At 66.8% G+C, this 23,031-nt stretch carries 19 protein-coding genes; 11 read left to right on the forward strand and 8 right to left on the reverse strand.

All coding sequences use genetic code 11. The annotated features are described in order from the left end of the window. A complete protein-coding gene (locus tag ACVWYO_RS03385; RefSeq protein ID WP_457348780.1) occupies nucleotides 1-498 on the reverse strand; it encodes a hypothetical protein in 498 nt (165 codons plus the stop codon). A 275-nt stretch (nucleotides 499-773) separates the two neighbouring features. Between ACVWYO_RS03385 and ACVWYO_RS03390 the strand changes: the two genes are divergently transcribed. Next, the gene (locus ACVWYO_RS03390; protein ID WP_457348781.1) at nucleotides 774-3,554 is read left to right on the forward strand and encodes a TonB-dependent receptor; all 2,781 of its coding nucleotides are present in this window, start codon (nucleotides 774-776) and stop codon (nucleotides 3,552-3,554) included. Here the strand turns inward: ACVWYO_RS03390 and ACVWYO_RS03395 are convergent. Together ACVWYO_RS03395 and ACVWYO_RS03400 are read right to left on the reverse strand one after the other, a co-directional pair. Further along, nucleotides 3,551-4,036, reverse strand: coding sequence for a GNAT family N-acetyltransferase (locus tag ACVWYO_RS03395; RefSeq protein WP_457348782.1), 486 nt, complete (start codon nucleotides 4,034-4,036; stop codon nucleotides 3,551-3,553). The genes ACVWYO_RS03390 and ACVWYO_RS03395 overlap by 4 nt on opposite strands. Continuing rightward, nucleotides 4,033-5,091: a mannose-1-phosphate guanylyltransferase/mannose-6-phosphate isomerase gene (locus ACVWYO_RS03400; protein WP_457348783.1), complete on the reverse strand. Its 1,059-nt coding sequence runs from the start codon at nucleotides 5,089-5,091 to the stop codon at nucleotides 4,033-4,035. Before ACVWYO_RS03400 ends, ACVWYO_RS03395 begins: the two co-directional genes overlap by 4 nt. Nucleotides 5,092-5,260: 169 nt before the next feature. Between ACVWYO_RS03400 and ACVWYO_RS03405 the strand changes: the two genes are divergently transcribed. The 5 genes from ACVWYO_RS03405 to ACVWYO_RS03425 all read left to right on the forward strand — a co-directional run bounded on the left by ACVWYO_RS03405 (nucleotide 5,261) and on the right by ACVWYO_RS03425 (nucleotide 12,966). After that, nucleotides 5,261-6,649, forward strand: coding sequence for a TIGR03013 family XrtA/PEP-CTERM system glycosyltransferase (locus ACVWYO_RS03405; RefSeq protein WP_457348784.1), 1,389 nt, complete (start codon nucleotides 5,261-5,263; stop codon nucleotides 6,647-6,649). Next, nucleotides 6,646-8,694 carry an XrtA/PEP-CTERM system histidine kinase PrsK gene (gene prsK, locus ACVWYO_RS03410; RefSeq protein WP_457348785.1) on the forward strand — a complete coding sequence of 683 codons (2,049 nt, stop codon included), beginning with the start codon at nucleotides 6,646-6,648 and terminating at the stop codon, nucleotides 8,692-8,694. The genes ACVWYO_RS03405 and prsK overlap by 4 nt, the downstream gene beginning before the upstream one ends. Next, complete coding sequence (gene prsR / locus ACVWYO_RS03415; RefSeq protein WP_457348786.1) at nucleotides 8,691-10,040, forward strand: PEP-CTERM-box response regulator transcription factor; 1,350 nt, start codon at nucleotides 8,691-8,693, stop codon at nucleotides 10,038-10,040. The genes prsK and prsR overlap by 4 nt, the downstream gene beginning before the upstream one ends. Then, the gene (locus tag ACVWYO_RS03420) at nucleotides 10,033-12,078 is read left to right on the forward strand and encodes a tetratricopeptide repeat protein (RefSeq protein ID WP_457348787.1); all 2,046 of its coding nucleotides are present in this window, start codon (nucleotides 10,033-10,035) and stop codon (nucleotides 12,076-12,078) included. Before prsR ends, ACVWYO_RS03420 begins: the two co-directional genes overlap by 8 nt. Before the next feature lie 63 nt (nucleotides 12,079-12,141). After that, the gene (locus tag ACVWYO_RS03425; RefSeq protein WP_457348788.1) at nucleotides 12,142-12,966 is read left to right on the forward strand and encodes a DUF815 domain-containing protein; all 825 of its coding nucleotides are present in this window, start codon (nucleotides 12,142-12,144) and stop codon (nucleotides 12,964-12,966) included. Between the two features lie 36 nt (nucleotides 12,967-13,002). Here the strand turns inward: ACVWYO_RS03425 and ACVWYO_RS03430 are convergent, their stop codons facing one another. Next, nucleotides 13,003-14,796: an ABC-F family ATP-binding cassette domain-containing protein gene (locus tag ACVWYO_RS03430; protein ID WP_457348789.1), complete on the reverse strand. Its 1,794-nt coding sequence runs from the start codon at nucleotides 14,794-14,796 to the stop codon at nucleotides 13,003-13,005. Nucleotides 14,797-15,170: 374 nt separating this feature from the next. Between ACVWYO_RS03430 and ACVWYO_RS03435 the strand changes: the two genes are divergently transcribed. The 3 genes from ACVWYO_RS03435 to ACVWYO_RS03445 all read left to right on the forward strand — a co-directional run bounded on the left by ACVWYO_RS03435 (nucleotide 15,171) and on the right by ACVWYO_RS03445 (nucleotide 17,609). Continuing rightward, nucleotides 15,171-15,476 (forward strand): hypothetical protein, encoded by a 306-nt coding sequence (locus ACVWYO_RS03435; protein WP_457348790.1) that lies wholly within the window; start codon nucleotides 15,171-15,173, stop codon nucleotides 15,474-15,476. A 31-nt stretch (nucleotides 15,477-15,507) separates the two neighbouring features. Continuing rightward, nucleotides 15,508-16,173: a response regulator transcription factor gene (locus ACVWYO_RS03440; protein ID WP_457348791.1), complete on the forward strand. Its 666-nt coding sequence runs from the start codon at nucleotides 15,508-15,510 to the stop codon at nucleotides 16,171-16,173. Nucleotides 16,174-16,283: 110 nt separating this feature from the next. Continuing rightward, a complete protein-coding gene (locus ACVWYO_RS03445; protein WP_457354845.1) occupies nucleotides 16,284-17,609 on the forward strand; it encodes a sensor histidine kinase in 1,326 nt (441 codons plus the stop codon). Between the two features lie 52 nt (nucleotides 17,610-17,661). Here the strand turns inward: ACVWYO_RS03445 and ACVWYO_RS03450 are convergent, their stop codons facing one another. After that, nucleotides 17,662-17,907 carry a hypothetical protein gene (locus ACVWYO_RS03450; RefSeq protein ID WP_457348792.1) on the reverse strand — a complete coding sequence of 82 codons (246 nt, stop codon included), beginning with the start codon at nucleotides 17,905-17,907 and terminating at the stop codon, nucleotides 17,662-17,664. Between ACVWYO_RS03450 and ACVWYO_RS03455 the strand changes: the two genes are divergently transcribed. Further along, nucleotides 17,906-18,811 (forward strand): tyrosine-type recombinase/integrase, encoded by a 906-nt coding sequence (locus ACVWYO_RS03455; protein WP_457348793.1) that lies wholly within the window; start codon nucleotides 17,906-17,908, stop codon nucleotides 18,809-18,811. The genes ACVWYO_RS03450 and ACVWYO_RS03455 overlap by 2 nt on opposite strands. Before the next feature lie 7 nt (nucleotides 18,812-18,818). After that, nucleotides 18,819-20,012, forward strand: a complete 1,194-nt coding sequence (locus tag ACVWYO_RS03460) for an IS91 family transposase (protein ID WP_457348794.1) — start codon at nucleotides 18,819-18,821, stop codon at nucleotides 20,010-20,012. A gap of 738 nt (nucleotides 20,013-20,750) precedes the next feature. Here ACVWYO_RS03460 and ACVWYO_RS03465 read toward each other — a convergent pair. The 3 genes from ACVWYO_RS03465 to ACVWYO_RS03475 form a co-directional block, all read right to left on the reverse strand. Further along, on the reverse strand, nucleotides 20,751-20,990 hold the full coding sequence (locus ACVWYO_RS03465; protein WP_457348795.1) for a hypothetical protein: 240 nt from the start codon (nucleotides 20,988-20,990) through the stop codon (nucleotides 20,751-20,753). 106 nt (nucleotides 20,991-21,096) lie between these two features. Further along, nucleotides 21,097-21,876 carry a TIGR00266 family protein gene (locus tag ACVWYO_RS03470; RefSeq protein WP_457348796.1) on the reverse strand — a complete coding sequence of 260 codons (780 nt, stop codon included), beginning with the start codon at nucleotides 21,874-21,876 and terminating at the stop codon, nucleotides 21,097-21,099. Between the two features lie 112 nt (nucleotides 21,877-21,988). Continuing rightward, complete coding sequence (locus tag ACVWYO_RS03475; RefSeq protein ID WP_457348797.1) at nucleotides 21,989-22,987, reverse strand: LLM class flavin-dependent oxidoreductase; 999 nt, start codon at nucleotides 22,985-22,987, stop codon at nucleotides 21,989-21,991. Nucleotides 22,988-23,031 lie beyond the last annotated feature (44 nt).

A 23,031-nucleotide genomic window follows, 5' to 3' on the forward strand; every position in this document is an offset into this window, starting at 1 on the left:
TCAGTTGGGCCCGGGCATATCCGCCACCGCGGCACGCGTCGGCGCGGCGGGTACCGGGCATTTGCGCGCATAGCCCAGCCCTTTCAGAAAGGCGCGGCGCGTCTGCCCGGCATAGACGGCCGCCTCGGCGCGGCGCTGCTCCTTGTCCGCACCGGTCAGCACGCGCACCAGCCCGAGCCCCGGGATCAGCGTGCTCACCGCGGTCCGCGCGGCGACCGCCGCGACCTCAGCCCCCTCGCCCTTCGGCTTGCCGGGTACATCGGCATCGGGGCCGAGCGCCGCGTCGAGCTTGCGGACTTCGGTGGCAATCGTGCCGCAGCCCTGGGTGTGCGCGGCTGAATAGGGGGCCGAGGCGGCAAGCTGCAGGATCGGCGGAATCTTGGTCTTGGAAATCCGGGTGTCGCGCAACGGCTGCGTGATGACGTGCCCCAGACTGTCGCGCTGCTGCGCCGCCGCGCTTGCCGACGCGACGGTCGCCGCCGCTGCGATCAAGTTCAAAAGTACCGTCGTGCGCCGCATCATCGTTCTCCAGCCGCGTGTGTCCGAGCAGTGTCGATAGCACGGGAAAGCGCCACCTTTCGCACGCACTGAAAAACATGGCGAAATCGTCACGCTACCGTCATCGAGCGCCGATAGGGAGCCCGCAACGCCACGCGCTCGAACTCGCCGAGCACGCGTCGCGATCAGGGGAAAAATTGATGTTCGGACACATCCGGGCGCGTCGCTTCGCGCCTACGGCAGGCCTATGCGCGGCGTTGTTGGGATCAACGGCAATGCCGGCTTTTGCCGCCGACGTGTCGGGCCGCGTGCTCGATCCGACAACCGGCGCCGCCCTGCCCGGCGCGACGATCGCCGCCGCCGGACGCACCGCGATCGCCGACCGCGACGGCGTGTTCGTGATTCGCGATCTTCCGGCGGGACCGGTCGAGCTGACCTTCACCTATGTCGGCTATCCGAGCGTGACGCGCAGCGCGACGTCGAGCGACAGCGCTGCGATTGTCGATTTCCGGCTCGATCCACCATCGGGCGAAGTCGGCGGCGGCGAGATCGTCGTCACCGGCCAACGGGCCGCCGAGCGCCGCGCACTGCAAGCCAAGCGATCTTCGAATTTCATCCAGGACACGCTCAACGCCAATGACGTCGGCAAGCTGCCCGACCAGAACGTCGCCGAGGCGGTCCGCCGCCTGCCGGGCATCTCGGTCGCCAATGACCAGGGCGAGGGCCGCTACGTCATCATCCGCGGCGTCAATCCCAACCTCGCCAACGTCACCGTCAACGGCCAGACCGCGCCCGCGCCCGAACCCGAGAGCCGCCAGGTCAAGCTCGACGACATTCCCTCCTCGCTGATCGGCTCGGTCACCGTCGTCAAATCGCTCACCGCAGACCGCGATGCCAATGCGATCGCCGGTCAGGTCGACATCAACACTCTGACCGCGTTCGACCGCACCAAGGCGTTCGCCAACGCGCGGATCGTCAGCGGCTACAACACGCTCAACAGCCGCAGCCCGTATGAGGGCGACATCACCGCGGGGACGCGCTTCGGGCCGGACAAGACCTTCGGCGTGGTGCTGTCGGGCAACTATTCGAGCCGCCCGATCGAGTCCGAGAACCTGCAGGGTTCGTCGAACTGGGGCACGCCGACCGGCGCGAGCCGCGCGCTGCCCGATGATTACCGCCTGCGTGACTACAATCTCAACCGCACGCGCTACGGCGTCGTCGGCAATTTCGACTGGCGGCCGAGCTCGGACGTCAACATCTACCTCCGCACGCTCTATTCCACCTTCAAGGATCACGAGACGCGCGACCAGTCGCGGATCGAGATCCCGGTCACCTATGCGACGACCAATGCCGCTGGCGTCACCACGCAGCCGACCGCGGAGCAGCAGGCGGTGAATGCCGCGATCTCGAACGGCGGCACCTTCAGCGGCCGTGGCACGCGCTTCCTGCGGCTGCGTAACGAGGATGATTCGACCTTCTCGGGCGAGCTCGGCGGCAAGTTCCGCTTCGGCGGCTCGGAGCTGCAGGTCGAGGGCACCTATAGCAAGGCGCTCAAGAAGGACCCGCTGCGCTCGGAATTCTCGTTCCGCACCGGCAGCACCGCGCTGACCGGCCTATCGCTCGACCTCGCCGACACGCTGTTCAAGGTCAACACTGCCAACGGCACGCCGTACAATAGCGCGCTCTACAGCGGCTACCGCGTGACCTACGACCGCCGCCGCGCCGAGGAGAATCTCTACCAGGCGCGCGCCGACCTGACGATCCCGATCGGCTTCGGCAGCGACAGCACGATCAAGCTCGGCGGCAAGTTCCAGCAGACAGACAAGACCAACAATCGCGATTTCCAGCAATATTCGCTCGGTAGCACGCTTGCCGCGACGGGTGCCGCGGGCGACGATGGCAGCACGATCTATAACGGCCGCTATCTGGTCGGTCCGCGGATCAATTACGATCAGGCACAGACCTATTACACCGTAACCAATCCATCCGCGCGAACGCAGAGCGCGTCGGACTCCGCAACGTCGGTCGCCAACTCGTTGGTCAACGATTACGATTTGAGCGAGAAGGTGTTCGCCGGCTACGTCATGGGGACCTTCAAGGTCGCCAAGCTGACGATCGTCCCCGGCGTCCGCGTCGAACACACCGACGGCACCTATAAGGGCAAGGCCTTCACCGCGACCTCGTTGGTGAGCCAGGGCTACAACGTCTCGAATTCGCGCGCCTATACCGACGCCTTCCCCGATCTCAATGTGCGCTTCGACGTCAACGATCGGCTCGTCCTGCGCGCCGCCGCGACCACCGCGATCGGCCGCCCCGACTACAATCTGCTGGCACCCTATGTGAACGTCAGCGACACCACGCCCAACGCCGGCGTCGTTGCGCTCGGCAATCCCAACCTCAAGCCGTACAAGGCGGTGTCGGGCGATCTCTCGGCCGAATATTATCTCGCGGGCCAGGGCATTCTGTCGATCGCCGGCTTCTACAAGCATCTCGACGATCCGATCTTCACCGTCGGCACGACGCAGGGCGGCACCTTCGGCGGCACAACCTTCACCCGCGCGCAGGTGACGCAGCCGGTCAATGGCGACAGTGCCAGGATCTACGGTGTCGAGGCCAACCTCCAGGCGCAGCTGACGTTCCTGCCGGGCGCGCTGTCGGGCTTCGGTGTATCGGGCAACTTCACCTATACCGACGGTTCGTCGCGCGGCGTGATCGGTCGGGCAGGCTCGGTCCCCAACCTGCTCCAGTCGAAATACATCGGCACGGCGCAGCTCTCGTACGAGAAATACGGCGTGACCGGGCGGCTCGCCTACACCTATCGCTCGGCCTATCTCGACACGCTCGGCACAACGGCGGCGACCGATCAATATACCGACGAGAACAATTCGCTCGATGCGCGCATCGGCTATTCGCCGGTCAAGCAATTCACCATTTTCGTCGAGGCGAGCAATCTGCTCGATTCACCGTGGCGGCGCTATCAAGCGATCAAGACACAGCTGATCGAGAATGAGCGCTATCGCCAGACCTTCCGGATTGGCGTCCAACTCGCTTATTAAATGGTCTCGAGCGGGTAGAGCATCGCCACATTGCACCGTTCGTAGCGTGCACCGAACTCCGCCATGATCCCCGGATCATGGCGGAAGCCGGCTTTTTCATAGAGGCGGATCGCCGTCGCGCTCTTGGCATTGCTGAGCAGATACAGCCGGCGCGCGCCCATCGCCTCGGCGCGCGCGATCATCGCATCGAGCAGGAACGCGCCCGCGCCGCGCCCACGTGCGGTGTCGAGCACGCCCATCTTGGTCAGCTCATATTGATCCGGGCCGGTCCGCTGCAACGCGCATGCCCCAACGATCCCGAGCCCCTCAGCCTCGACGAACAGGACATCGCCGCCGGGCGCGATGATCCGTTCGTAGGGATGCTCAAGCACGTCGCGATCGGTCGGCTCGATCCGATACATGGCGCCGATCCACTGCGCGTTGATATCGTGGAACGCCTGCGCCAGGTCGTCGCGATACGCGTGGATCGTCAGACCCGTCATCCGCGCTTCTTCATCGCCTCGATCAGCGCCTTCACCTCCTGGCTCCGGCCACGCGGGAGGATCAGGATGTCGGTGCCGCTTGCTACAACGATCAGGTCCTGAACGCCGACCATCGCAATTCGCGCGCCGTCGCTGCGCACCAGACAATCGGCAGTGTCGATCGCGATCACTTCGCCCTGATGCGAATTCCCGCTCGCGTCGAGCTCGCTGATCTCGTGCAGCGCGTCCCAGCTGCCCAGGTCGCTCCAGCCCATCCGGACGGGGATGACGGCGACGCGATCGGCCTTTTCCATCACCGCATAGTCGATCGATTCGGATGGCGACGCCGCGAATTCGGTCGCGTCTGGATAAATCCGCGTGCCGTCGCGGCGCGCTGCGTCCATCGCCTTCTGACAGGCCGACAGTGTTTCGGGATCATGCAGCGCGAGCGCGGCAAGATAGGCGTCGGCGCGAAACAGGAAGATCCCGCCGTTCCAGGCATGATCGCCCGCCGCGAGCATCGCTTCCGCCGCATCGCGCGGCGGCTTCTCGACGAACTTGGCGACACGGTGGACGCCGTTCGAAATCTCATCGCCCATATGGATATAGCCATAGCCCGTTTCGGGCGCATGCGGGTCGATTCCGAACGTCACGAGCCAGCCCTGTTCGACCAACGGGATGGCCTGACCGATCGCCGCATGAAAGGCCGGGACGTCAAGGATCACGTGGTCCGACGGCATGACCAACAGCGCTGCGTCGCCCGAGCCAGCCGCGATCGCTGCCAGTGCAATCGCTGGTGCGGTGTTGCGGCCGATCGGTTCGAGGATCAGCGCTTGCGCTTGGGCCGATATGGCTTCGAGCTGCGCTTCTACCATCGCCGCATGTTGCGCATTGGCCACGACGATCGGCGCGGTGAAGCCTGCGCCGTGTGCCCGTCTGGCCGTCAGCTGAAGCATGGTCTCGTCAGCAGTTAGCGCGAGCATCTGTTTTGGCAGTTCGGGCGTCGACATCGGCCATAAACGCGTTCCCGACCCGCCCGACAGAATGACCGGCACGATCGGCTTGGTCTGTGGCATGAAATTCCTCCTCTAACCCCTCCGTAGCGGCTCTGGGCTTCGAGCGTAACTCCCCCTAACCGTCCGCGATCCAGATCGTTCAGGTTTTCTTTGTCAATTTATGGGACAGGGTCGTGTCCGTGTCGGATTTGTTTACACCCCGCGCGGGCGCGGACGAGGTTCACCGCTGATGATCAGGCTGTTCAAGCACTACATCCCCAATGCCGTGCTGCTGCTCGGGCTGATCGACTTCGTCCTGCTCATCGCCGCGGGAGAGGTCGGCTACACGCTGCGGATGGGCCAATTGCTCATGCCGATGACGCCGATGCAGGCGCGGATCCCGCAGTTGCTGACCTTTGCCGCCTCGCTCGAAACGGCGATGCTGGCGGTCGGCGTATACGGGGCTGGCGCATTGCAATCGCTGCGCTACGCCACCGCGCGGCTGCTGGTGGCGATCTCGCTCGGCGTGATCTTCCTGAGCGTCGTCTTCTTCATCCTCCCATCGGCAAGCTTCTGGCGCTCGAACCTGCTCTACGCGATGGGCGTGGCCGCGGTGCTCCTGATCGCGCTGCGCGTGCTGGTCGGCAAGCTGATCGGCGGGCAGGCGTTCAAACGGCGCGTCGTCGTCCTCGGTGCCGGCGCGCGCGCCGCGCGGTTGAAGGCGCTCGCGCAGACGCCGGGCGCCGGGTTCGTCGTCGTCGGCTACATCGCGATGAGCGAAGCCGCACGCGTCATCCCCGAGGCGATCGCGCGCGATGCGATCTACAATCTTGCCGATCACGTCGTCCTGCTCAACGCGAGCGAAGTCGTGCTCGCGCTCGAGGAACGCCGCAACGCGCTGCCGCTCAAGGACCTGCTGCGGATCAAGACCACCGGCGTCCACGTCAACGAAATATCGACCTTCCTCGAACGCGAGACCGGCCGGATCGATCTGCAGAGCGTCAACCCGAGCTGGCTGATCTTTTCCGATGGCTTTTCCTCGGGGCGGATGTTCTCGAGCCTGTTCAAACGGCTGTTCGACGTGACCGCCAGTCTCCTCCTCCTCGGTTTGACGCTGCCGCTGATCCTGCTCACCGCCATCGCGATCAAGCTCGAAAGCCGGGGGCCGGCTTTCTATCGCCAGCGCCGCGTCGGCCTCTACAATGTCGGGTTCGATTGCGTGAAGCTGCGCTCGATGCGAATCGATGCCGAGGTCGCTGGCCAAGCGGTGTGGGCCGAGAAGAACGATCCGCGCATCACCCGCGTCGGCCGCATCATCCGCAAGCTCCGGATCGACGAATTGCCGCAGACCTGGTCGGTCCTCAAGGGCGAAATGAGCTTTGTCGGCCCGCGCCCCGAGCGACCGCAATTCGTCGAGGATCTCGAGCAGCAGCTACCGTATTACGCCGAACGCCACATGGTGAAGCCGGGGATCACCGGCTGGGCGCAGATCAACTATCCCTATGGCGCGTCGATCGAGGACAGCCGGCAAAAGCTGGAATATGATCTTTATTACGCAAAGAACTATTCGCCCTTTCTCGACCTGCTGATCCTGCTCCAGACGGTCCGCGTCGTCTTGTGGCCTGAGGGCGCGCGATGACCGGCGCCGCCACGCTGATCCTGTGGAGCCACGCGCTTGCCGCCTTCCTGTTCGCGGGGGTTGCCGTGTCGCGACTGCGCGAAAAGGGAAAAGGGCTGCCGCGCCTGCCGTTGGTCAGCGCGCTTGGCCTGACGGCTTTGTGGGCGCTCGCAGTCGCAGGAATCGAGGGCGTCGATGTCGTGACGCGCGTCGTCGAGGCGCTGCGCAATCTGGCCTGGCTCGGCTTCATGTACGCGCTGGTGGCGCGCGACCGTGCGGCGCACGAGCATCGCGCGGTCAGTGTGATCTATGGCGTCGTCGCCCTCGTCCTGATCGCCGGGATCGGACTTGCGATCCTAGAACAGGCGATCGGCACCGCGCTGATCCCACAACTGACCGCCGTTCGCCTCCTGCTGCGCAGCATGGTCGCGATCGGCGCGCTGCTGCTGCTTCATCACCTCTATGCCGCCGCGACGCCCCGCGCGCGCGCCGGCTTGCGGCTCGTCGTATTCGCGCTCGGTGCGATGTGGGGCATCGATTTGCTGCTCTATCTCTCGGCCTATGTCAGCGGCAGCTGGCCGGTTACGCTGACGATCGGGCGCGGCTTCGTGATGGCGCTGGTCGCGCCGGTGCTGGCGGTCGCGGTACAACGCAATGGCGAGTGGACGCTGCAAGTCTCGCGCACCGTTGCGTGGCAGACGGTCTCGTTCGCCGTCACCCTGCTCTACGCCGCGGTGATGCTCGTTGCGACCAGCGCGATCGCATCGATTGCGGGCGCCGACGCGCGGTTGTGGCAGACCGCGTTCGTGTTCGGCTCGACTGCTGCCGGCGTGACGATCCTGTCCTCGCCCTGGGTGCGCGCCTGGGCCAAGGTCAAGGTGTCGAAGCACTTCTTCCGCCACCGCTATGACTATCGCGCCGAGTGGATCCGCTTCACCGATACGCTCGGCAAGCCCGACGACGCCGCACCGCTCGACGCGCGGATCGTCAAGGCGGTCGCCGATCTCACCGATTCACCCGCCGGCCTGTTGCTGGTGCCCGATGGCGCGGGACTTGGCGTCGGCGCCGGATGGAACTGGGAAGCGCCAAGCGCAGGGGCCGAGGCCTCTCTGGTAACCCACCTCGCCACCACGGGCCGGATCGTCGAACTCGACGCAGTGCGGACCGATGCGACCGACGCTGCGGAAAGCGCGAGCGTACCCGTCTGGATGCTCGATGCCGATGGCTGGGTGTTGCTGCCGCTGGTCCATCTTGACCGGCTGCAAGGCGCGATCCTGCTCGCGCGCCCGCCGATCGACCGCGCGCTCGACTGGGAGGATTTCGACCTTTTGCGCATCGCCGGGCGCCAGGTCGCAAGCTATCTGGCGGAAGAGCGCGCGCAATCGGCGCTTGCCGAGGCCAAGCGCTTCGACGAGTTCAACCGCCGCTTCGCCTTCATCCTGCACGACATCAAGAATCTCGTCAGCCAGTTGAGCCTCGTCGCGCGCAATGCCGAGCGCCATGCCGACAACCCTGCCTTCCGCGCCGACATGATCGCGACGCTGCAGGATTCGGCCGGGCGGATGAACGATCTGCTCGCGCGGCTGTCGCAGCATCACAACACCCGCGCCGAGGAACTGCGCCCGGTCGATCTGCTCGCGCTCGCCGAACAGGTCGCAGCGCGGCGGCGCGCGCAGCATCCGGTCGTGGTCAGCGGCACACCGCAGTTCGCGCATGCCGACCCGCTCCGGCTCGAGCAGGTGCTCGGACACCTCTTGCAGAATGCGATCGAGGCGAGCGCACCCAGCGAACCCGTCACGCTCGCTGTCTCGGGCGATGGCAAGCGTGTGTCGGTCGCCATCATCGACCAGGGTTGCGGGATGAGCCCCGCATTCCTGCGCGAACAGCTCTTCAAACCCTTCGCCTCGTCCAAATCGGGTGGCTTCGGCATCGGCGCGTTCGAAGCGCGGCAATTGACCGAAGCGATGGGCGGCAGCGTCGCGGTCGAAAGCCGCGAGCGCACAGGCACCACTTTCCACGTCACGCTTGCCGCGGCGCGGACGATCTCGCTGGACGAAGCCGCATGACCGACAAGCCCAAATTGCTGATCATCGAGGACGATCTTGGCCTGCAGCGCCAGTTGCGCTGGGCGTATGAAGGCTATGCCGTGGTGACCGCGGTCGATCGCACCACCGCGCTCGACGCGATCCGCGCCGAGGAGCCAGCGGTGGTCACCCTCGATCTCGGCCTGCCGCCAGATCCCGACGGCACCAGCGAGGGTTTTGCCACGCTCGCCGAGATCCTGCGGCTCAAGCCCGACACCAAGGTGATCGTCGCCTCGGGCCACGGCGCGCGCGAAAGTGCGCGGCAGGCGATCGCCGATGGCGCATGGGATTTCTACGCCAAGCCGATCGACATCGACGCGCTCGGCCTCATCGTCGCGCGCGCCTTCCACGTCCATGCGCTCGAGGCCGAGAACCGGCGGCTTGCGGCGCGTGGAAGCGGCACCGGATTGGGCGGGCTGATCACCGCGAGCCCCGAAATGCTCAAGGTCACGCGTACGATCGAACGTGTCGCGGGCGCCGACGTGTCGGTGATGCTGCTCGGCGCGAGCGGCACCGGCAAGGAATTGCTCGCGCGCGGCCTCCACGATGCCAGCCCGCGCGCGAAGGGCGCATTCGTCGCGATCAATTGCGCCGCGATCCCGGAAACCTTGCTCGAAAGCGAATTGTTCGGGCACGAAAAGGGCGCGTTTACCGGCGCGGTGAAGACCACCGAGGGCAAGATCGAACAGGCGCAGGGCGGGACCTTGTTCCTCGACGAGATCGGCGACGTCCCGCTGCCGCTCCAGGTCAAATTGCTGCGCTTCCTCCAGGAGCGCACGATCGAACGCATCGGCGGGCGCAAGGCGATATCGGTCGACACGCGGATCGTTTGTGCAACGCACCAGGACGTCGATGCGATGGTCGAGGCGGGCTCGTTCCGCGAGGATCTCTATTACCGCCTCGCCGAGATCGTCGTGCGGATCCCGTCGCTCGCCGAGCGCAGCGGCGACGCGGCGTTGCTCGCACAGCATTTCCTCAAACTTTACGCCGCGTCGATACGCTCGGGCGTCACCGGCCTTGCGCCCGACGCACGCGCCGCGATCGCGTCCTGGCCGTGGCCGGGCAATGTCCGCGAGCTCGAGAATCGGATGAAGCGCGCGGTGATCATGGCCGAGGGCAAGCTGATTACCGCGGTTGATCTCGATCTCGCCGAGGGACGCGAGGAACCACCGCTCAACCTGCGCGCGGCGCGCGAGGGTGCCGACCGCGCGACGATCACCCAGGCGCTCGCGCGCGCTGAGGGCAACATCTCGAACACCGCCAAATTGTTGGGCGTCAGCCGCCCGACGCTGTACGATCTGCTCAAGAGCTATGACCTCCATGCGTAAGACCATATCCAGCCGCTTGGCATCGCTCGCCGCGATCGGGACCGCGGGTCTGCTCGTGGCCGGCTGCCACGCCCCGGCGCGGGTCGATCCCGCGGCCGCGCGGACCGAGCTCGCGCTCAGCGTCAAGGCGCTCGGCATCGGCAATTACAGTGCGGCGCGCAACCATGCGCAGTCCGCGATCAAGGCCGATCCCCGCTCGGGGCTTGCGCACGCGCTGCTTGCGCGCAGCTATCTGTCGGTCGGCGACGGCATCGCCGCCGAAGGCGAACTCGGCCGCGCCCGCGCGCTCGGGTTCGATTCGGCACGCACGCACCATCTGCTCGCGCAGGCCTGGCTGCTGCAGGGGCATGCCGACCGTGCGCTCGCCGAGGCCGCCAAGGCGCCACCTCGTTACACGGGCTATGCGATCCGCATCGGCGCGCGCGCGCTGGCGGCACAGGGCGATCCCGCCCGCGCGCAGGCGGTGCTCGCGGCGCTGCTCTCCTCCACGCCGACCGACAGTTTTGCCTGGTCCGACCTTGGCCGCATTCAATATCAGACCGGCAATATCGCCGGCGCGATCACCGCCGCGACGCGTGCGACCGCGGCGAATGCGGACAATGTCGAGGCGCTGACGCTGCGCGGCGAGCTCGTCCGTACGCAATACGGCCTGGTCGCAGCCCTTCCCTGGTTCGAGGCGGCGCTCGCGCACGATGCCTATTACGTCCCCGCCCTGATCGAATATTCCGCGACGCTCGGCGAGGTCGGGCGCTATCAGGACATGCTCGCCGCGACACGCAAGGCGCTCGCCGCGCGGCCCGGGAACGCGCAGGCACTGTATCTGCAGGCAGTGCTCGCCGCACGCGCCGGCAAGGACGATCTCGCCCGCCAGTTGATGGCACGCACCAAGACCAAGCTCGATGCCCTGCCCGGTGCGCTGCTGCTCAACGGCGCGCTCGCCTATCGCGCCGGCGTCTATCAGCAGGCGATCGATGCCTGGTCGCTGCTCGTCGGCCAGCAACCGACCAACATCGAGGCGCGGCGCTTGCTCGGGGCCGCGCTGCTCCGCTCGGGCGACGCCCGCGGCGCGCTCGACATCTTGAAGCCGGTCGCACTGCGCGCCGATGCCGACAGCTACACGCTGTCGCTCGTCGGGCGCGCATTCGAGCAAGCGGGCGAGCGCGACTGGGCCGCCAAATATCTCGACCGCTCGGCGATCCCCGTGGTGGCGGGTTCGGCACCGCTTGGCACCGATGATGGATTGGCCGGGCTGAGCCTCGCCGCGCGTGAGGCACCGAACGAACCCGTCGCACAACTTGCCCTCGTGCGCGGCCTGCTCGAGGCAGGCGACACTGCCGCCGCGCTGAGCAAGGCGCAGGGCTTGGTAACGCTGACCCCCGGCGCCCCCGACGCCTATCTCGCACTCGGCGATACGCTGATGGCGCTGACCCGCTACGGCGACGCCGCTGGGGCCTATCGCCATGCAATCGACATCCGCTTCGATGAGCCGACGATGCTGCGCACGGTCGATGCGCTCGATCGCGCCGGGCGCGCCAGCGAGGCGGCGAATGTGCTCGCGCTGTTCGTCTCGCAGAACCCGCAGAACATCGCGGGCCAGCGACTCGCGGCGCATTGGCAGATCGCAGGCGGCGATTGGGAGGCGGCGATCGAGACGCTCGAACGCCTGCGGCTGCGGATCGGCAATCGCGATGCGGCGCTGCTCGCCGAACTGTCGTATGCCTATACCGGCGCAGGCGATGCCGATGCCGGCCACATCTTCGGCAAGGCGGCCTATGCGCTCGCGCCGATGAACCCGGCAACCACCGACGCCTATGGCTGGGCGCTCTACCAGCAGGGCAAGAGCGCCCCCGCGCTGCAATTGCTTGAAAAGGCCGCGTCGATCGCACCCGATCGCTCGGCGCTCCGCTGGCATCTGGGTCAGGCCTATGCCGATCTCGACCGCGGTGCCGAAGCGAAGACGCAGATCCGTGCGGCGCTTGCCGATCCGCGCTTCGGCGATCGAGCGGCGGCGCAGGCGGCGCTCAAGGCGCTGGGCTGACCATTGCAGCGCAGGGCCAAACGCGCCTAGCGAAGCATCCGTCCGGCGTGTAGCAGACGCGACATGACCGAGCCCAGCACCGATCCCCTTGTCCGCATCGCCGCCGCGCTCGAACGCCTTGCACCGCCGCGGCCCGCGAGCGCCGATCCACTCGCGCACCCCGCCTATGTCTGGCGCGGTGCGGTGCTCGAGCCCGTGCGCGATTTCCGGCCGTTGCCGCTCGATCGGCTGCACGGCATCGACGCGCAGCGCAGCGCGATGCTCACCAACGCGCGCCACCTCGCAGCCAGCGCCGCGGCGCATGACGTGCTGCTGTGGGGCGCGCGCGGGACGGGGAAATCGGCCCTGGTCAAGGCGGTGACGGGCGCGGTGCAGGCCGAGGGGGCCGCGCTGGCGCTGGTCGAGATCGTGACCGCCCAGCTCGATACGCTGCCGGCGCTGTTCGCGCAGATCGCCGACCTGCCCCGCGCTTTCCTGCTGTTCCTCGACGATCTCGGCTTCGACGCCGCCGCCGATGGGCGCGCGTTACGCTCGATGCTCGACGGCGGGGCGGAAGCGCGACCGGTCAATGCCCGGCTCGTCGTCACCTCGAACCGCCGTCATCTGGTGCCGCGCGAAATGATCGACCAGCCGAACGCGGTCAATCCGCGCGACGCGGCCGACGATGCGCTCGCGCTCGCCGATCGCTTCGGGCTCAGCCTTGGCTTCCACGTCGTCGATCAGGGCGGCTATCTCGCGATCGTGGCGAGCTATGCGACGGCGTACGACCTGCCGTTCGATTCGATGGATGCCATCGGCTTCGCCACCCGGCGCGGCGCGCGCTCGGGGCGCGTGGCGTGGCATTACGTCGTCGAGTTAGCCGGGCGCCAGGGGCGGGCGCTGGAATAACCCAGGTCCTCCCCGGCACAGGGCGGACCTAAGCTATCACCCCTGCCCCTCGACCATCTCCGCGAGCTCGAGCCAGCGCAGCTCGGCCATCGTCTTGTCCTCCTGCGCCTGGCCGATCGCCTCCATCAGCCGCTCGAAGGCATCGGGGTCGCGCGTGTAGAGATCGGGGTCCTCGAGCAGCGCCTGGTCGCGCGCGATCGCCGCGTCGAGCGCTTCGATCCGCTTGGGGAGCAGTTCGTAGTCGCGCTGATCCTTGTAGGTCAGCTTGACCTTGGCGCCCGGCGCCGGCGCGGCAACCGCCGCCACCGCGTTCTTGGCGATCGCGCCGCGCTTGGTCGGCGCCTTGGCCTTGCGACGGCGCTCCCAATCCTCATAGCCGCCCGCGACGACATCGACCGTGCCCGAGCCGTCGAGCCCGAGCGTGATCGTGACGGTGCGATCGAGGAAGTCGCGGTCGTGGCTGACGATCAGCACGGTGCCTTCATAATCGCCGATCACGTCCTGCAGCAGGTCGAGCGTCTCGAGGTCAAGATCGTTGGTCGGCTCGTCGAGGATGAGCAGGTTCGACGGCTTGGCGAATTCGCGCGCGAGCAACAGCCGCGAGCGCTCGCCACCCGACAGCGTGCCGATCTTGGCATCGAGCACGCCGGGTTCGAACAGGAAATCCTTGAGATAGCCGACGACGTGCTTGCGCGAGCCCTGCACCTCGACCCAGTCGCCGCCATCGGCGAGCACGTCGCGGATCGTCTTGTCGGGCTCCATCTTGCTGCGCTGCTGGTCGATGACGATGCGTTCCAGCCCCTGCGCCATCTTGATCGTGCCGTGGTCGGGCGCGAGTTCGCCGGTGAGCAGCTTGAGCAGCGTCGACTTGCCGGCACCGTTCGCGCCGACGATGCCGATGCGATCCTTGCGCGTCACGCGCAGCGTCAGGTCGTCGATGATCGTGCGGTCGCCGAACGCCTTGCTGATGTGCTTGGCGTCGATCACCACCTTCGACTTGGCGTCGCCGGTGCCGATCGAGAGGTTGGCGGCGCCCGCCGGGCCGACCATCGACGCGCGTTCGGCGCGCATCTCGACCAGCTTCGTCAGGCGGCCCTGGTTGCGCTTGCGACGCCCGGTCACGCCGCGCAGCAGCCAATGCTCCTCGAGCTTCAGCTTGGCATCGAGCTTCTCGGCGTTGCGCGCCTCGTCGGCATAGACCGCCTCGGTCCAGGCGTCGAAGCCGCCGAAGCCGATTTCGGCGCGGCGCAGATTGCCGCGGTCCATCCATAGCGTCTGCTTGGTCAGCTTGGTGAGGAAGGTACGGTCATGGCTGATCACGACGAAGGCGCCGCGGAAACGCTGGAGCCATTCCTCGATCCATTCGATCGCGCCGATGTCGAGATGGTTGGTCGGCTCGTCGAGCAGCAGCACGTCGGGGTTCTGTGCGAAGGCGCGGACGATCGCGGCGCGGCGGCGCTCGCCGCCCGAGGCCTTGGCGGCCTCGCGGGTGAGATCGATGCCGAGTTGGTCGGCGATCGCCTCGGCCTCGTGCTGGCGCGGCGCATCGTCGCCGCCGAGCACATAATCGGCGAGCGTCGTGCAGCCGGTCATCGCCGGTTCCTGCTCGAGCAGGATGACGCGCGTGCCGGGGACGATCGTGCGGCGACCTTCATCGCTGTCGATCTTGTTGCCGAGCAGCTTCATCAATGTGGTCTTGCCAGCACCGTTGCGGCCGATGAGGGCGAGCCGGTCGCGCGGGCCGATATGGATGTCGAGGTTCCGGAACAACCAGCCGGAGCCTTGGATGACGCCGAGATTTTCGTATGCGAGGATTGGTGCTAATGCCATGGCCGCGCGGCCTAGCGATTTAGCGCAGCTAAATCGAGGCTAAAGCGCGGGGCGACCGGGGTGGCCCGGAGCGAGGACCGACAACGCTGCTTTGCCGCAGCGCGTTTGGGGAGTGTCGGCCAGTGCCTCTTCCGTCGCCCCGGCGGAGGCCGGGGCCGGTCGATTTGTGTCCGGCCGGTCGCCTCGAACGCGGCGGCCCCGGCCTTCGCCGGGGCGACGGAAGCGGTAGGACCCGCCGCGGCAAAGCCGCGTCGTCGGACGGGTTCGCTGGCGCGACCCGCCAGCCGGCCTTGCGCGAGTCAGCCGGGCGTGGCCGGCTGCCGCGCTGCGGCTCATTCACAGGCTGTTCAAGCCTTCGTCCCTATGCGAAGCCGATGTCGATGCTCGTGTCCGTATTGTTGGGTCTGGCCACCGCCACCGCCCCGCCCCCGCTGGCGGGCGTGTGGCTGCAACATGTCGATCAGCGCGAGGCATGGCGCGCGCGGCGTGAGGGCCGCATCCTGCCGATCCGTGAGATCGAGGGGCGCGTGCTGCCGACGATGCGCGGCAGCCAGTATCTCGGCTTCGACTTCGACGGGGAGCGCGGGATTTACACGCTCAAGTTCCTGCGCGATGGAACCGTCATCTGGGTCGAGGTCGATGGTCGTTCGGGCCAGATCATCGGCCGCACCGGCAATTAAGCGCGTCCGCGCTCGTAAAGGGAACACAGACATGCGCGTATTGATCGTCGAGGACGAACCCAGCCTGGGTCAGCAGCTCAAGGCCACGCTCGAGGGCGCAGGCTATGTAATCGACCTCGCCACTGATGGCGAGGAGGGGCATTTCATGGGCTCGACCGAGAATTACGACGCGATCATCCTCGACCTCGGCCTGCCCGAGATCGATGGGCTGACCGTGCTCGACCGCTGGCGCAAGGAAGGCCGCACCGCCCCGGTGCTCGTGCTGACCGCGCGCGACAGCTGGTCGGACAAGGTCGCCGGGCTCGATGCCGGCGCTGACGATTATGTCGCCAAGCCCTTCCAGTCGGAGGAACTGATCGCGCGGCTGCGCGCCCTGATCCGCCGCGCTTCGGGCAATGCCTCGTCAGAACTGACTGCGGGCGGCGTCCGCCTCGACACGCGCAGCGGCAAGGTCACGCTCAACGGCGACCCGGTGAAGATGACCGCGCAGGAGTATAAGTTGCTCAGCTACCTGCTCCACCACAAGGGCAAGGTGGTCAGCCGCACCGAGCTGATCGAGCATATCTACGACCAGGATTTCGACCGCGATTCGAACACGATCGAAGTGTTCGTGACGCGGATCCGCAAGAAGCTGGGCCAGGACGTGATCACCACGATCCGCGGGCTTGGCTACAGCCTTGAAGACCCGGATGCCTGATCGTGGCTGAAGCCGACGCGTCCGATCTGGTAGCGCCGCCGCTGCCCCCGCTCGAGGGCGATGCGCATCCGGCGATCCCGGTGCGCACCACGGGGTCGCTGTCGCGTCGCATGATCCTGATCGCGGCGGCGTGGATCCTGCTGCTGCTCACCGGCGGCGGGTTTGCGCTTGACCGCGTGCTGACCACCGCGATCACGCGCAATTTCGACGATCAGCTCGAATATGTGCTGACCGCCCTGATCGTTTCGGCCGAGATCGGGCCGCAAGGCGAGGTCCTGTCGAACCGCGAACTCGCCGATCAGCGTTTCATCGAGCCCAATTCCGGCCTCTATTACCAGATCGGCGCGCCTGGCCAGGAACCGTATGCGTCGCGATCCCTGTGGGATCGGCGCCTGGCCTATGGCGGCACGCACAACGATCTCGGCGTCCATGCCTATGACAGCAAGCAGTTCGTCGACCCCAAGGCGGAGAATCCCGAGCGGCTGCGAATCGTCGAACGCGACGTCACGCTGCCGGGATCTAAGGTGCGCTGGCGCTTCCAGGTGGCGCAAAATCGCGACGGGCTCGACGCGCAGATCAAGGTGCTGCGCAAGACGCTGCTGCGCAGCTTCGCGTTGCTCGGCTTCGGGCTGATCGTGATGGCGGGCCTGCAGACCTTTTACGGGCTGTGGCCGCTGCGCAAGGTGCGCGAGGAAATCGCGCGGATGCGCGCGGGCAAGGCGCGCCAGATCGAGCGGCCCATGCCGATCGAGGTCGCGCCGATGGTCGAGGAACTCAACGCGCTGATCGCGCATAACGAACGCCAGGCCGAGGAAGCGCGCCGCCATGCCGGCAACCTCGCGCATGCGCTCAAAACGCCGCTCACCGTCATCATGAACGCCGCCACCGCGCAGGCCGACGATCTCGGCGAGACGGTGGTGCGCGAGGCGCGGACGATGCGCCGCCAGGTCGACCATCACCTCGCGCGCGCCCGCGCGGTCGGGCGGCGTGGATCGGCGCACAGCCGGGCGGACGTCTGGCCGAGCCTCGAATCGGTCGAGCGCGCGGTCGGCATCCTCTACCGCCACGTTCGCATCGACACCGACGGGCCGAAGGATCTGCAAGTCCATGTCGAGCGCCAGGATCTCGACGAGATGCTCGGCAATCTGATCGAGAATGCCGCCAAGTACGGCGGCGGATCGGTGTTCGTCACCGTCTCGAAGCATTCGGGCTTCGTCGAGTTCCTGATCGAGGATGACGGCGTCGGCATTCCCGAGGAGCAGCGCATCCGCATCTTCGACCGCGGCGTGCGGCTTGATTCGGGCAAGCCGGGCACGGGGCTCGGCATGGCGATCGTGCGCGACGTGGCGGAAATTTACGAGGGTACGGTGTCGCTGGAGGAAAGCGAGGATCTCGGCGGGTTGCTCGTACGGTTGCGGTTGCCCGCGGCGAACTGAGCGCTGCGACGACCCGAGTATCGCCTGACTCGATTGAGCCCAGACGCGGTAATTACGACGACGATCGTTTGCGCCTTTGCGCGAATGCGTTCCAGCGGGTTCCAGAGATCTCAAAAAGCTTCATGCCACTCATCATGAGCGCCCCGTTTAGGACAGCGGCATGTCCGCTTTCGAGCAGAGCACGAAGCCGCTGCGCGGCATTGGTGTTGGTGGTGAGGTAGCGCCTTTGCGGTGAGGTTTGGCCCGGCGGCAGCGGCGGCAGACGATGGAGTTCCTTCAACCAAAGGAACTTGATCATGGCGATTGTACCGATCGAACGACCCGTCACCCCGCTGCGTCAGCGGATGCTCGACGACATGGCGATGCGCGCGATGCGGTCGCGGACCCAGCATGATTATATCCGCCACGTCCGCGCCTTCGCGGCTTTCCTCGGGCGCTCGCCCGATACCGCGACCGCCGAGGATGTGCGCCGCTTCCAGCTTCACCAACGCGAGCAGGGTGTCGGAGAGTCCACGATCAACGGCTCGGTATCGGCACTGCGCTTCCTGTTCGACGTGACGCTCGAGCGACCCGACCTGTCGCGGCGGCTGGTGCTGGCGCGTCGTCCCAGGAAGCTGCCCGACGTGCTGAGCGTCGATGAGGTGGGACGGCTGCTCGAGGCGGCACCGGGCATCAAGTACCGGGCGGCGCTGGGCGTGGCCTATGGCGCTGGCCTGCGCGTGTCGGAGGTCGCGCACCTCAAGGCCGACGATATCGACAGCAAGCGGATGCTGATCCGGATCGAGGAGGGCAAGGGCCGCAAGGATCGTAACGCCATGCTGTCGCCGCAGCTGCTCGAGCTGCTGCGGCTGTGGTGGCGCGAAGGCAAGCGGCGCAGTGTCCTTCTGCCGCACGGCTGGCTCTTTCCAGGGCGCAGCTACACCGACCCGATCTCGACCCGGCAACTGCACCGCGCGGTCTGCGAGGCGGCCGAGGCGGCGGGGATTCGAAAGCGCGTCAGCCCGCACACGCTGCGGCACAGCTTCGCCACTCACCTGCTCGAACAGGACGTCGATATCCGCGTGATCCAGGTGCTGCTCGGGCACAGCAAGCTCGAGACGACCGCGCTCTACACCAAGGTCGCAACGCGCACGATCCGCGCCGTGACCAGCCCGCTCGACCGGCTGATGGCGCTCATGGAGGGCAAGACGCCGCCCGGTTGACGCCCTCGTGCGGACCTCCCTCGAGGTCGCCAACATCTTTCGCGGCGCTGGTCCCGCATATCGAACGGCGCATGCGGGGCACCTGAGCCTGCACCAGCTGAAGGTCATGTCGGCGATCGAACATTGCCGTACCGCCGTCATGGGCGGTCACGTCGAAGCCTGCACCGACTGCGGGCATTGGCGGGTGGCCTATAACAGCTGCCGCAACCGACACTGCCCGCGGTGCCAGGGTGCCGCCGCGCGCGCCTGGCTGGCCGAGCGTGAGGCCGACCTGCTCCCGGTCGGTTACTTCCATGTCGTGTTCACGCTGCCGGCCGAGGTCGCCGATATCGCCCTCCAGAACAAGGCCGCGCTATACGGCCTGCTGTTCCAGGCGGCGTCCGAGACGATGACCACCATCGCCGCCGACCCCAAGCATCTTGGCGCACGCATCGGCATCACCGCTGTCCTTCATACGTGGGGATCGGCGATGACCCATCACCCGCACATCCACATGATTGTGCCGGGCGGCGGGCTGTCGCCCGACGGCAGCCGCTGGGTGTCGTCGCGCCCGGCGTTCCTCTTGCCGGTGCGCGTGCTCGGCAAGCTGTTCCGCCGCCTGTTCCTCACCCGACTGATGGCGCTGCGCGACACCGGGCGGCTCGGCTTCTTCGGAAGCATGGGCCATCTCGCCGACCGGCGTGCGTTCCTGCGCCACCTGTCGCCGGTCCGGAAGAAGAACTGGGTCGTCTACGCCAAAGCACCGTTCGCGGGACCAGAGGCGGTGCTCGCCTATCTGTCGCGCTACACCCACCGGGTGGCGATCTCGAACGGCCGGCTGCTGCGCTTCGACGAGACCGGCGTGACGTTCCGCTACAAGGATTACCGCCGAGACGGAGCCGACCGCCAGCAGACCATGACGCTCGCGGCCGATGAGTTCATCCGCCGCTTCCTGCTCCATGTCCTGCCAAAAGGCTTCCACCGCATCCGTCACTACGGCCTGCTCGCCGGTGCCACCCGCAAGGGGCAGCTCGAGCGGATCCGTGAGCTACTTGGCGTTGCACCGCCGGCCATCACCGATGCGCCGACCGGGCCGGAAGACGTTCGACCGCCATGTCCATGCTGCGGCGGGCACATGGTCGTCATAGAGACCTTCGAACGCTGGCGGCAGCCGCGCGCACCGCCGCAGAGCACCGCATCGACCGGGACGACCACGCCATGACCCCGCATGGCTCAGCTTCATCCCGCCACGCAGGTCTTGCGGTTCCGGCGATGCTGCCGCTCGTGCTGGCAACATCACCGACTGCATCAGCGGCACCTTCAACCTGCGATCATGGGCAAGATGCACCCCGGACACTGCCCCTCGGGACCATGATCTCGGCCGCCGATACGCGCCTCGACAGCCGTCACACGCGCCGCACAGCCGGGCCAAACTCGAAATCCCCATAGCCAGTACACGTGGCCCGCGGCTTCCTGCTTTGGAGGATATCGTACGCCTCACGGCATCCGATTTCCTTCACAAAAGCGGACGCAATGCGCTTGCCATATTGCCGCTGTATCGAAAAACTTTTGGAGAGAGATGCCGTATGCCCACCTACGCACTCGCGATACTCATGGCGGCCGTTCTCCTGAGTAGCACCTCAGGTCGAAGCGCGCCGTCTGGAGGAAGGCCATTTGCGATTACGGTCATGAATTTGGGGGGGTGCAAATTGGCACAGGGTGATCTTCTTTTTAGGCCTTCTGAATTTCAACGCTTAGCAGCCCGCGAGATGGACACCAGGCGTCGTATTATGGTGTATCGCGGTCGATTTGTGCCGGACACCTGCATGTTAGAAGTAGTGCGGGGATTGAAGATTGCTGGTTTTCGTGACGTTCGTCTGGCCACGACCAAGAGCAAGTGAACGAGCGATCGATGTCAGCTCCCCACCAAACTCTGACATACCCCGCGCCCCGCACCTGCTCAAAGCCAGCTACGGCCGTCCGCTCCGGCGCATCCATAAGGCGGCACCTGCCCCGAAAAACGCTGTTGCAGCTTGTGGCAGCCCCAGCCTCGGACCGGCGCGGGCATATAGCCGTTGAGCGCGATGCCGACCTCGTCATACGGGCTCTCCGCTTGCGCGACGTACATGTACCAGCGTCCGCCGAACATCACCGCGGCTGCGACGAGGACGACACATACGACTTGGATGATTTTCTGCATTACGGCCCTTCTTGAAATGGGGGCCGCCCTTGGCAGACAAAGCCGATGCGATTCAACCGCTAACGGGCGAACCGTGCCGACCGTCCGCCCGCCTTCGACCCGCCGCTCATTCGTTCCCGAGCAACCCGCCGAGCAGCCCGCCGACCACCGCGCCTGCCGCACCACCGCCGACCAACCGACCGATCCCCGCGCCCGCTGCCGCACCGCGCTCCTCATTCCCCGGCAGATGGCGCGCCACCTCTTCCGCCAGATTCATGATCGGCATCGATTGCAGCCAGACCTTGCCCGGCCCGGTCAGCGTCGCGAGGAACAACCCTTCGCCGCCGAACAGGATGTTGCGAAAGCCGCGCACCATCTGGATGTCGGTCGAGACGGTCGGCTCCTGGATGCCGATATGCCCGGCATGGACGCGGAGGCGCTCGCCGGGGGCGAGGTCCTTCTCGATCACCTCGCCCGACAGGTCGAGCCACACCGTTCCCGGGCCGGTGACGCGCTGGAGGATGAAGCCCTCGCCCGCGAACACGCCCGCGCCCAAGCGCTGCTGGAAGGCGATGTCGAGCGACACCGAATATTCGGCGCAGAGGAAGGTCTCCTTGCGGCAGATCAGCGATTCGCCGGCGCGCAGGGTGCGCGCGATGATCTTGCCGGGGAAGCGCGGGGCGAAGGCGACGTGCGCGGCCTCGTCGGCGATATATTCGGTGATGAAGATGCTGCCGCCCGACATCGCGCGCTTGAGGCCCGCGAACAGGCCTCCGCCGGTGTGGGTGTCCATGCGGATGCCGTCGCTCATCCAGGCCATCGCGTGCGTCTGGCTGACGATCCGTTCGCCGCGATCGAGATCGATCGAGACGGTCTGCATCACGGTGCCGGCGATGTCGTAGCGCATGGTTGGAGCGTCCCTGGCTGTGGTGCACTGACGTAACACAGCCAGGGGAACGATGGAATACGACGCCCCTCCCCTGGTCACCCCGGGCTTGTCCCGGGGGTGACGGGGGGCGTTACGCCGCGATGGCGACGTCCTGCATCACCTGCGCGGTAATCGTCAGGCTGCGCTTGCGGGCTTCGTGGTCGTAGATCGAGCTCGCGATCATCAGCTCATCGACACCGGTGCGGGCGACGAACGCGGCGATCTCACGCGCGACCTTGGCCGGGCCGCCGACTGCCGAGCAGGACAGGACGTGATCGAGGATCGCGGCACCTTGCGCGCCGAGGCTCTCGCGATAGCCCGCGACGGGCGGCGAGAGCTGGCGCGGGTTGCCGGTGCGCAAGGCAACGAACGCCTGCTGCTGCGAGCTCGCCAGCAATTCACCCTGCGCATCGGTATCGGCGGCGAAGACGTTGAAGCCGGCCATGACGTGCGGCTTGGCGAGCGCGGCCGAGGGGCGGAAGGTGCGACGGTAGATATCGATCGCCGCCATCAGCGAGTCGGGCGCGAAGTGCGAGGCGAAGGCATAAGGCAGCCCGAGCATCGCGGCGAGCTGCGCGCCGAAGGTGCTCGACCCGAGGATCCACAGCGAGACGTCGGCGCCCGCGCCGGGCGTCGCGACGATGCCGGTCTGGCCGTCGTTTGCGAAATAGCTCTGCAGCTCGACGACGTCGCGGGGGAAGGCGTTGGCGTCGGTCTCGAGGTTGCGGCGCATTGCGCGCGCGACGATCTGGTCCGAACCCGGCGCGCGGCCGAGGCCGAGGTCGATCCGGCCGGGGAAGAGCGCGTCGAGCGTGCCGAACTGCTCGGCGATCGCGAGCGGAGCGTGGTTGGGCAGCATGATCCCGCCCGCGCCGACGCGGATCGTCGAGGTGTTCGCCGCGATGTGCCCGAGCACGACCGAGGTGGCGGCGCTGGCGATGCCGGTCATGCCGTGATGCTCCGCGGTCCAGTAGCGGTGGAAGCCGTGGCGCTCGGCGTGCTTTGCGAGGTCGGCGGCGTTGGCGAGCGCCTGGGACACGGTGCCGCCTTCGACGACAGGGACGAGATCGAGCAGGGAATATTGGGTCATGGTAGGGATGTGGGGAGAGCGGCGGTCGTTTCAAAGCCCCTCCC

Source organism: Sphingomonas sp. UYP23, from assembly GCF_054059235.1.

Excerpts from the sequence above, each read along its gene's own strand:
- ACVWYO_RS03420 (WP_457348787.1), top strand. The coding sequence starts at position 10,033 with ATGCGTAAGACCATATCCAGCCGCTTGGCATCGCTCGCCGCGATCGGG.
- ACVWYO_RS03450 (WP_457348792.1), bottom strand. The coding sequence starts at position 17,907 with ATGATCAAGTTCCTTTGGTTGAAGGAACTCCATCGTCTGCCGCCGCTG.
- ACVWYO_RS03400 (WP_457348783.1), bottom strand. The coding sequence starts at position 5,091 with ATGCCACAGACCAAGCCGATCGTGCCGGTCATTCTGTCGGGCGGGTCG.
- prsK (WP_457348785.1), top strand. The coding sequence starts at position 6,646 with ATGACCGGCGCCGCCACGCTGATCCTGTGGAGCCACGCGCTTGCCGCC.
- ACVWYO_RS03455 (WP_457348793.1), top strand. The coding sequence starts at position 17,906 with ATGGCGATTGTACCGATCGAACGACCCGTCACCCCGCTGCGTCAGCGG.
- ACVWYO_RS03440 (WP_457348791.1), top strand. The coding sequence starts at position 15,508 with ATGCGCGTATTGATCGTCGAGGACGAACCCAGCCTGGGTCAGCAGCTC.
- ACVWYO_RS03425 (WP_457348788.1), top strand. The coding sequence starts at position 12,142 with ATGACCGAGCCCAGCACCGATCCCCTTGTCCGCATCGCCGCCGCGCTC.
- ACVWYO_RS03390 (WP_457348781.1), top strand. The coding sequence starts at position 774 with ATGCCGGCTTTTGCCGCCGACGTGTCGGGCCGCGTGCTCGATCCGACA.
- ACVWYO_RS03435 (WP_457348790.1), top strand. The coding sequence starts at position 15,171 with ATGTCGATGCTCGTGTCCGTATTGTTGGGTCTGGCCACCGCCACCGCC.
- ACVWYO_RS03475 (WP_457348797.1), bottom strand. The coding sequence starts at position 22,987 with ATGACCCAATATTCCCTGCTCGATCTCGTCCCTGTCGTCGAAGGCGGC.
- ACVWYO_RS03395 (WP_457348782.1), bottom strand. The coding sequence starts at position 4,036 with ATGACGGGTCTGACGATCCACGCGTATCGCGACGACCTGGCGCAGGCG.
- prsR (WP_457348786.1), top strand. The coding sequence starts at position 8,691 with ATGACCGACAAGCCCAAATTGCTGATCATCGAGGACGATCTTGGCCTG.
- ACVWYO_RS03405 (WP_457348784.1), top strand. The coding sequence starts at position 5,261 with ATGATCAGGCTGTTCAAGCACTACATCCCCAATGCCGTGCTGCTGCTC.
- ACVWYO_RS03470 (WP_457348796.1), bottom strand. The coding sequence starts at position 21,876 with ATGCGCTACGACATCGCCGGCACCGTGATGCAGACCGTCTCGATCGAT.
- ACVWYO_RS03465 (WP_457348795.1), bottom strand. The coding sequence starts at position 20,990 with ATGCAGAAAATCATCCAAGTCGTATGTGTCGTCCTCGTCGCAGCCGCG.
- ACVWYO_RS03430 (WP_457348789.1), bottom strand. The coding sequence starts at position 14,796 with ATGGCATTAGCACCAATCCTCGCATACGAAAATCTCGGCGTCATCCAA.
- ACVWYO_RS03445 (WP_457354845.1), top strand. The coding sequence starts at position 16,284 with ATGATCCTGATCGCGGCGGCGTGGATCCTGCTGCTGCTCACCGGCGGC.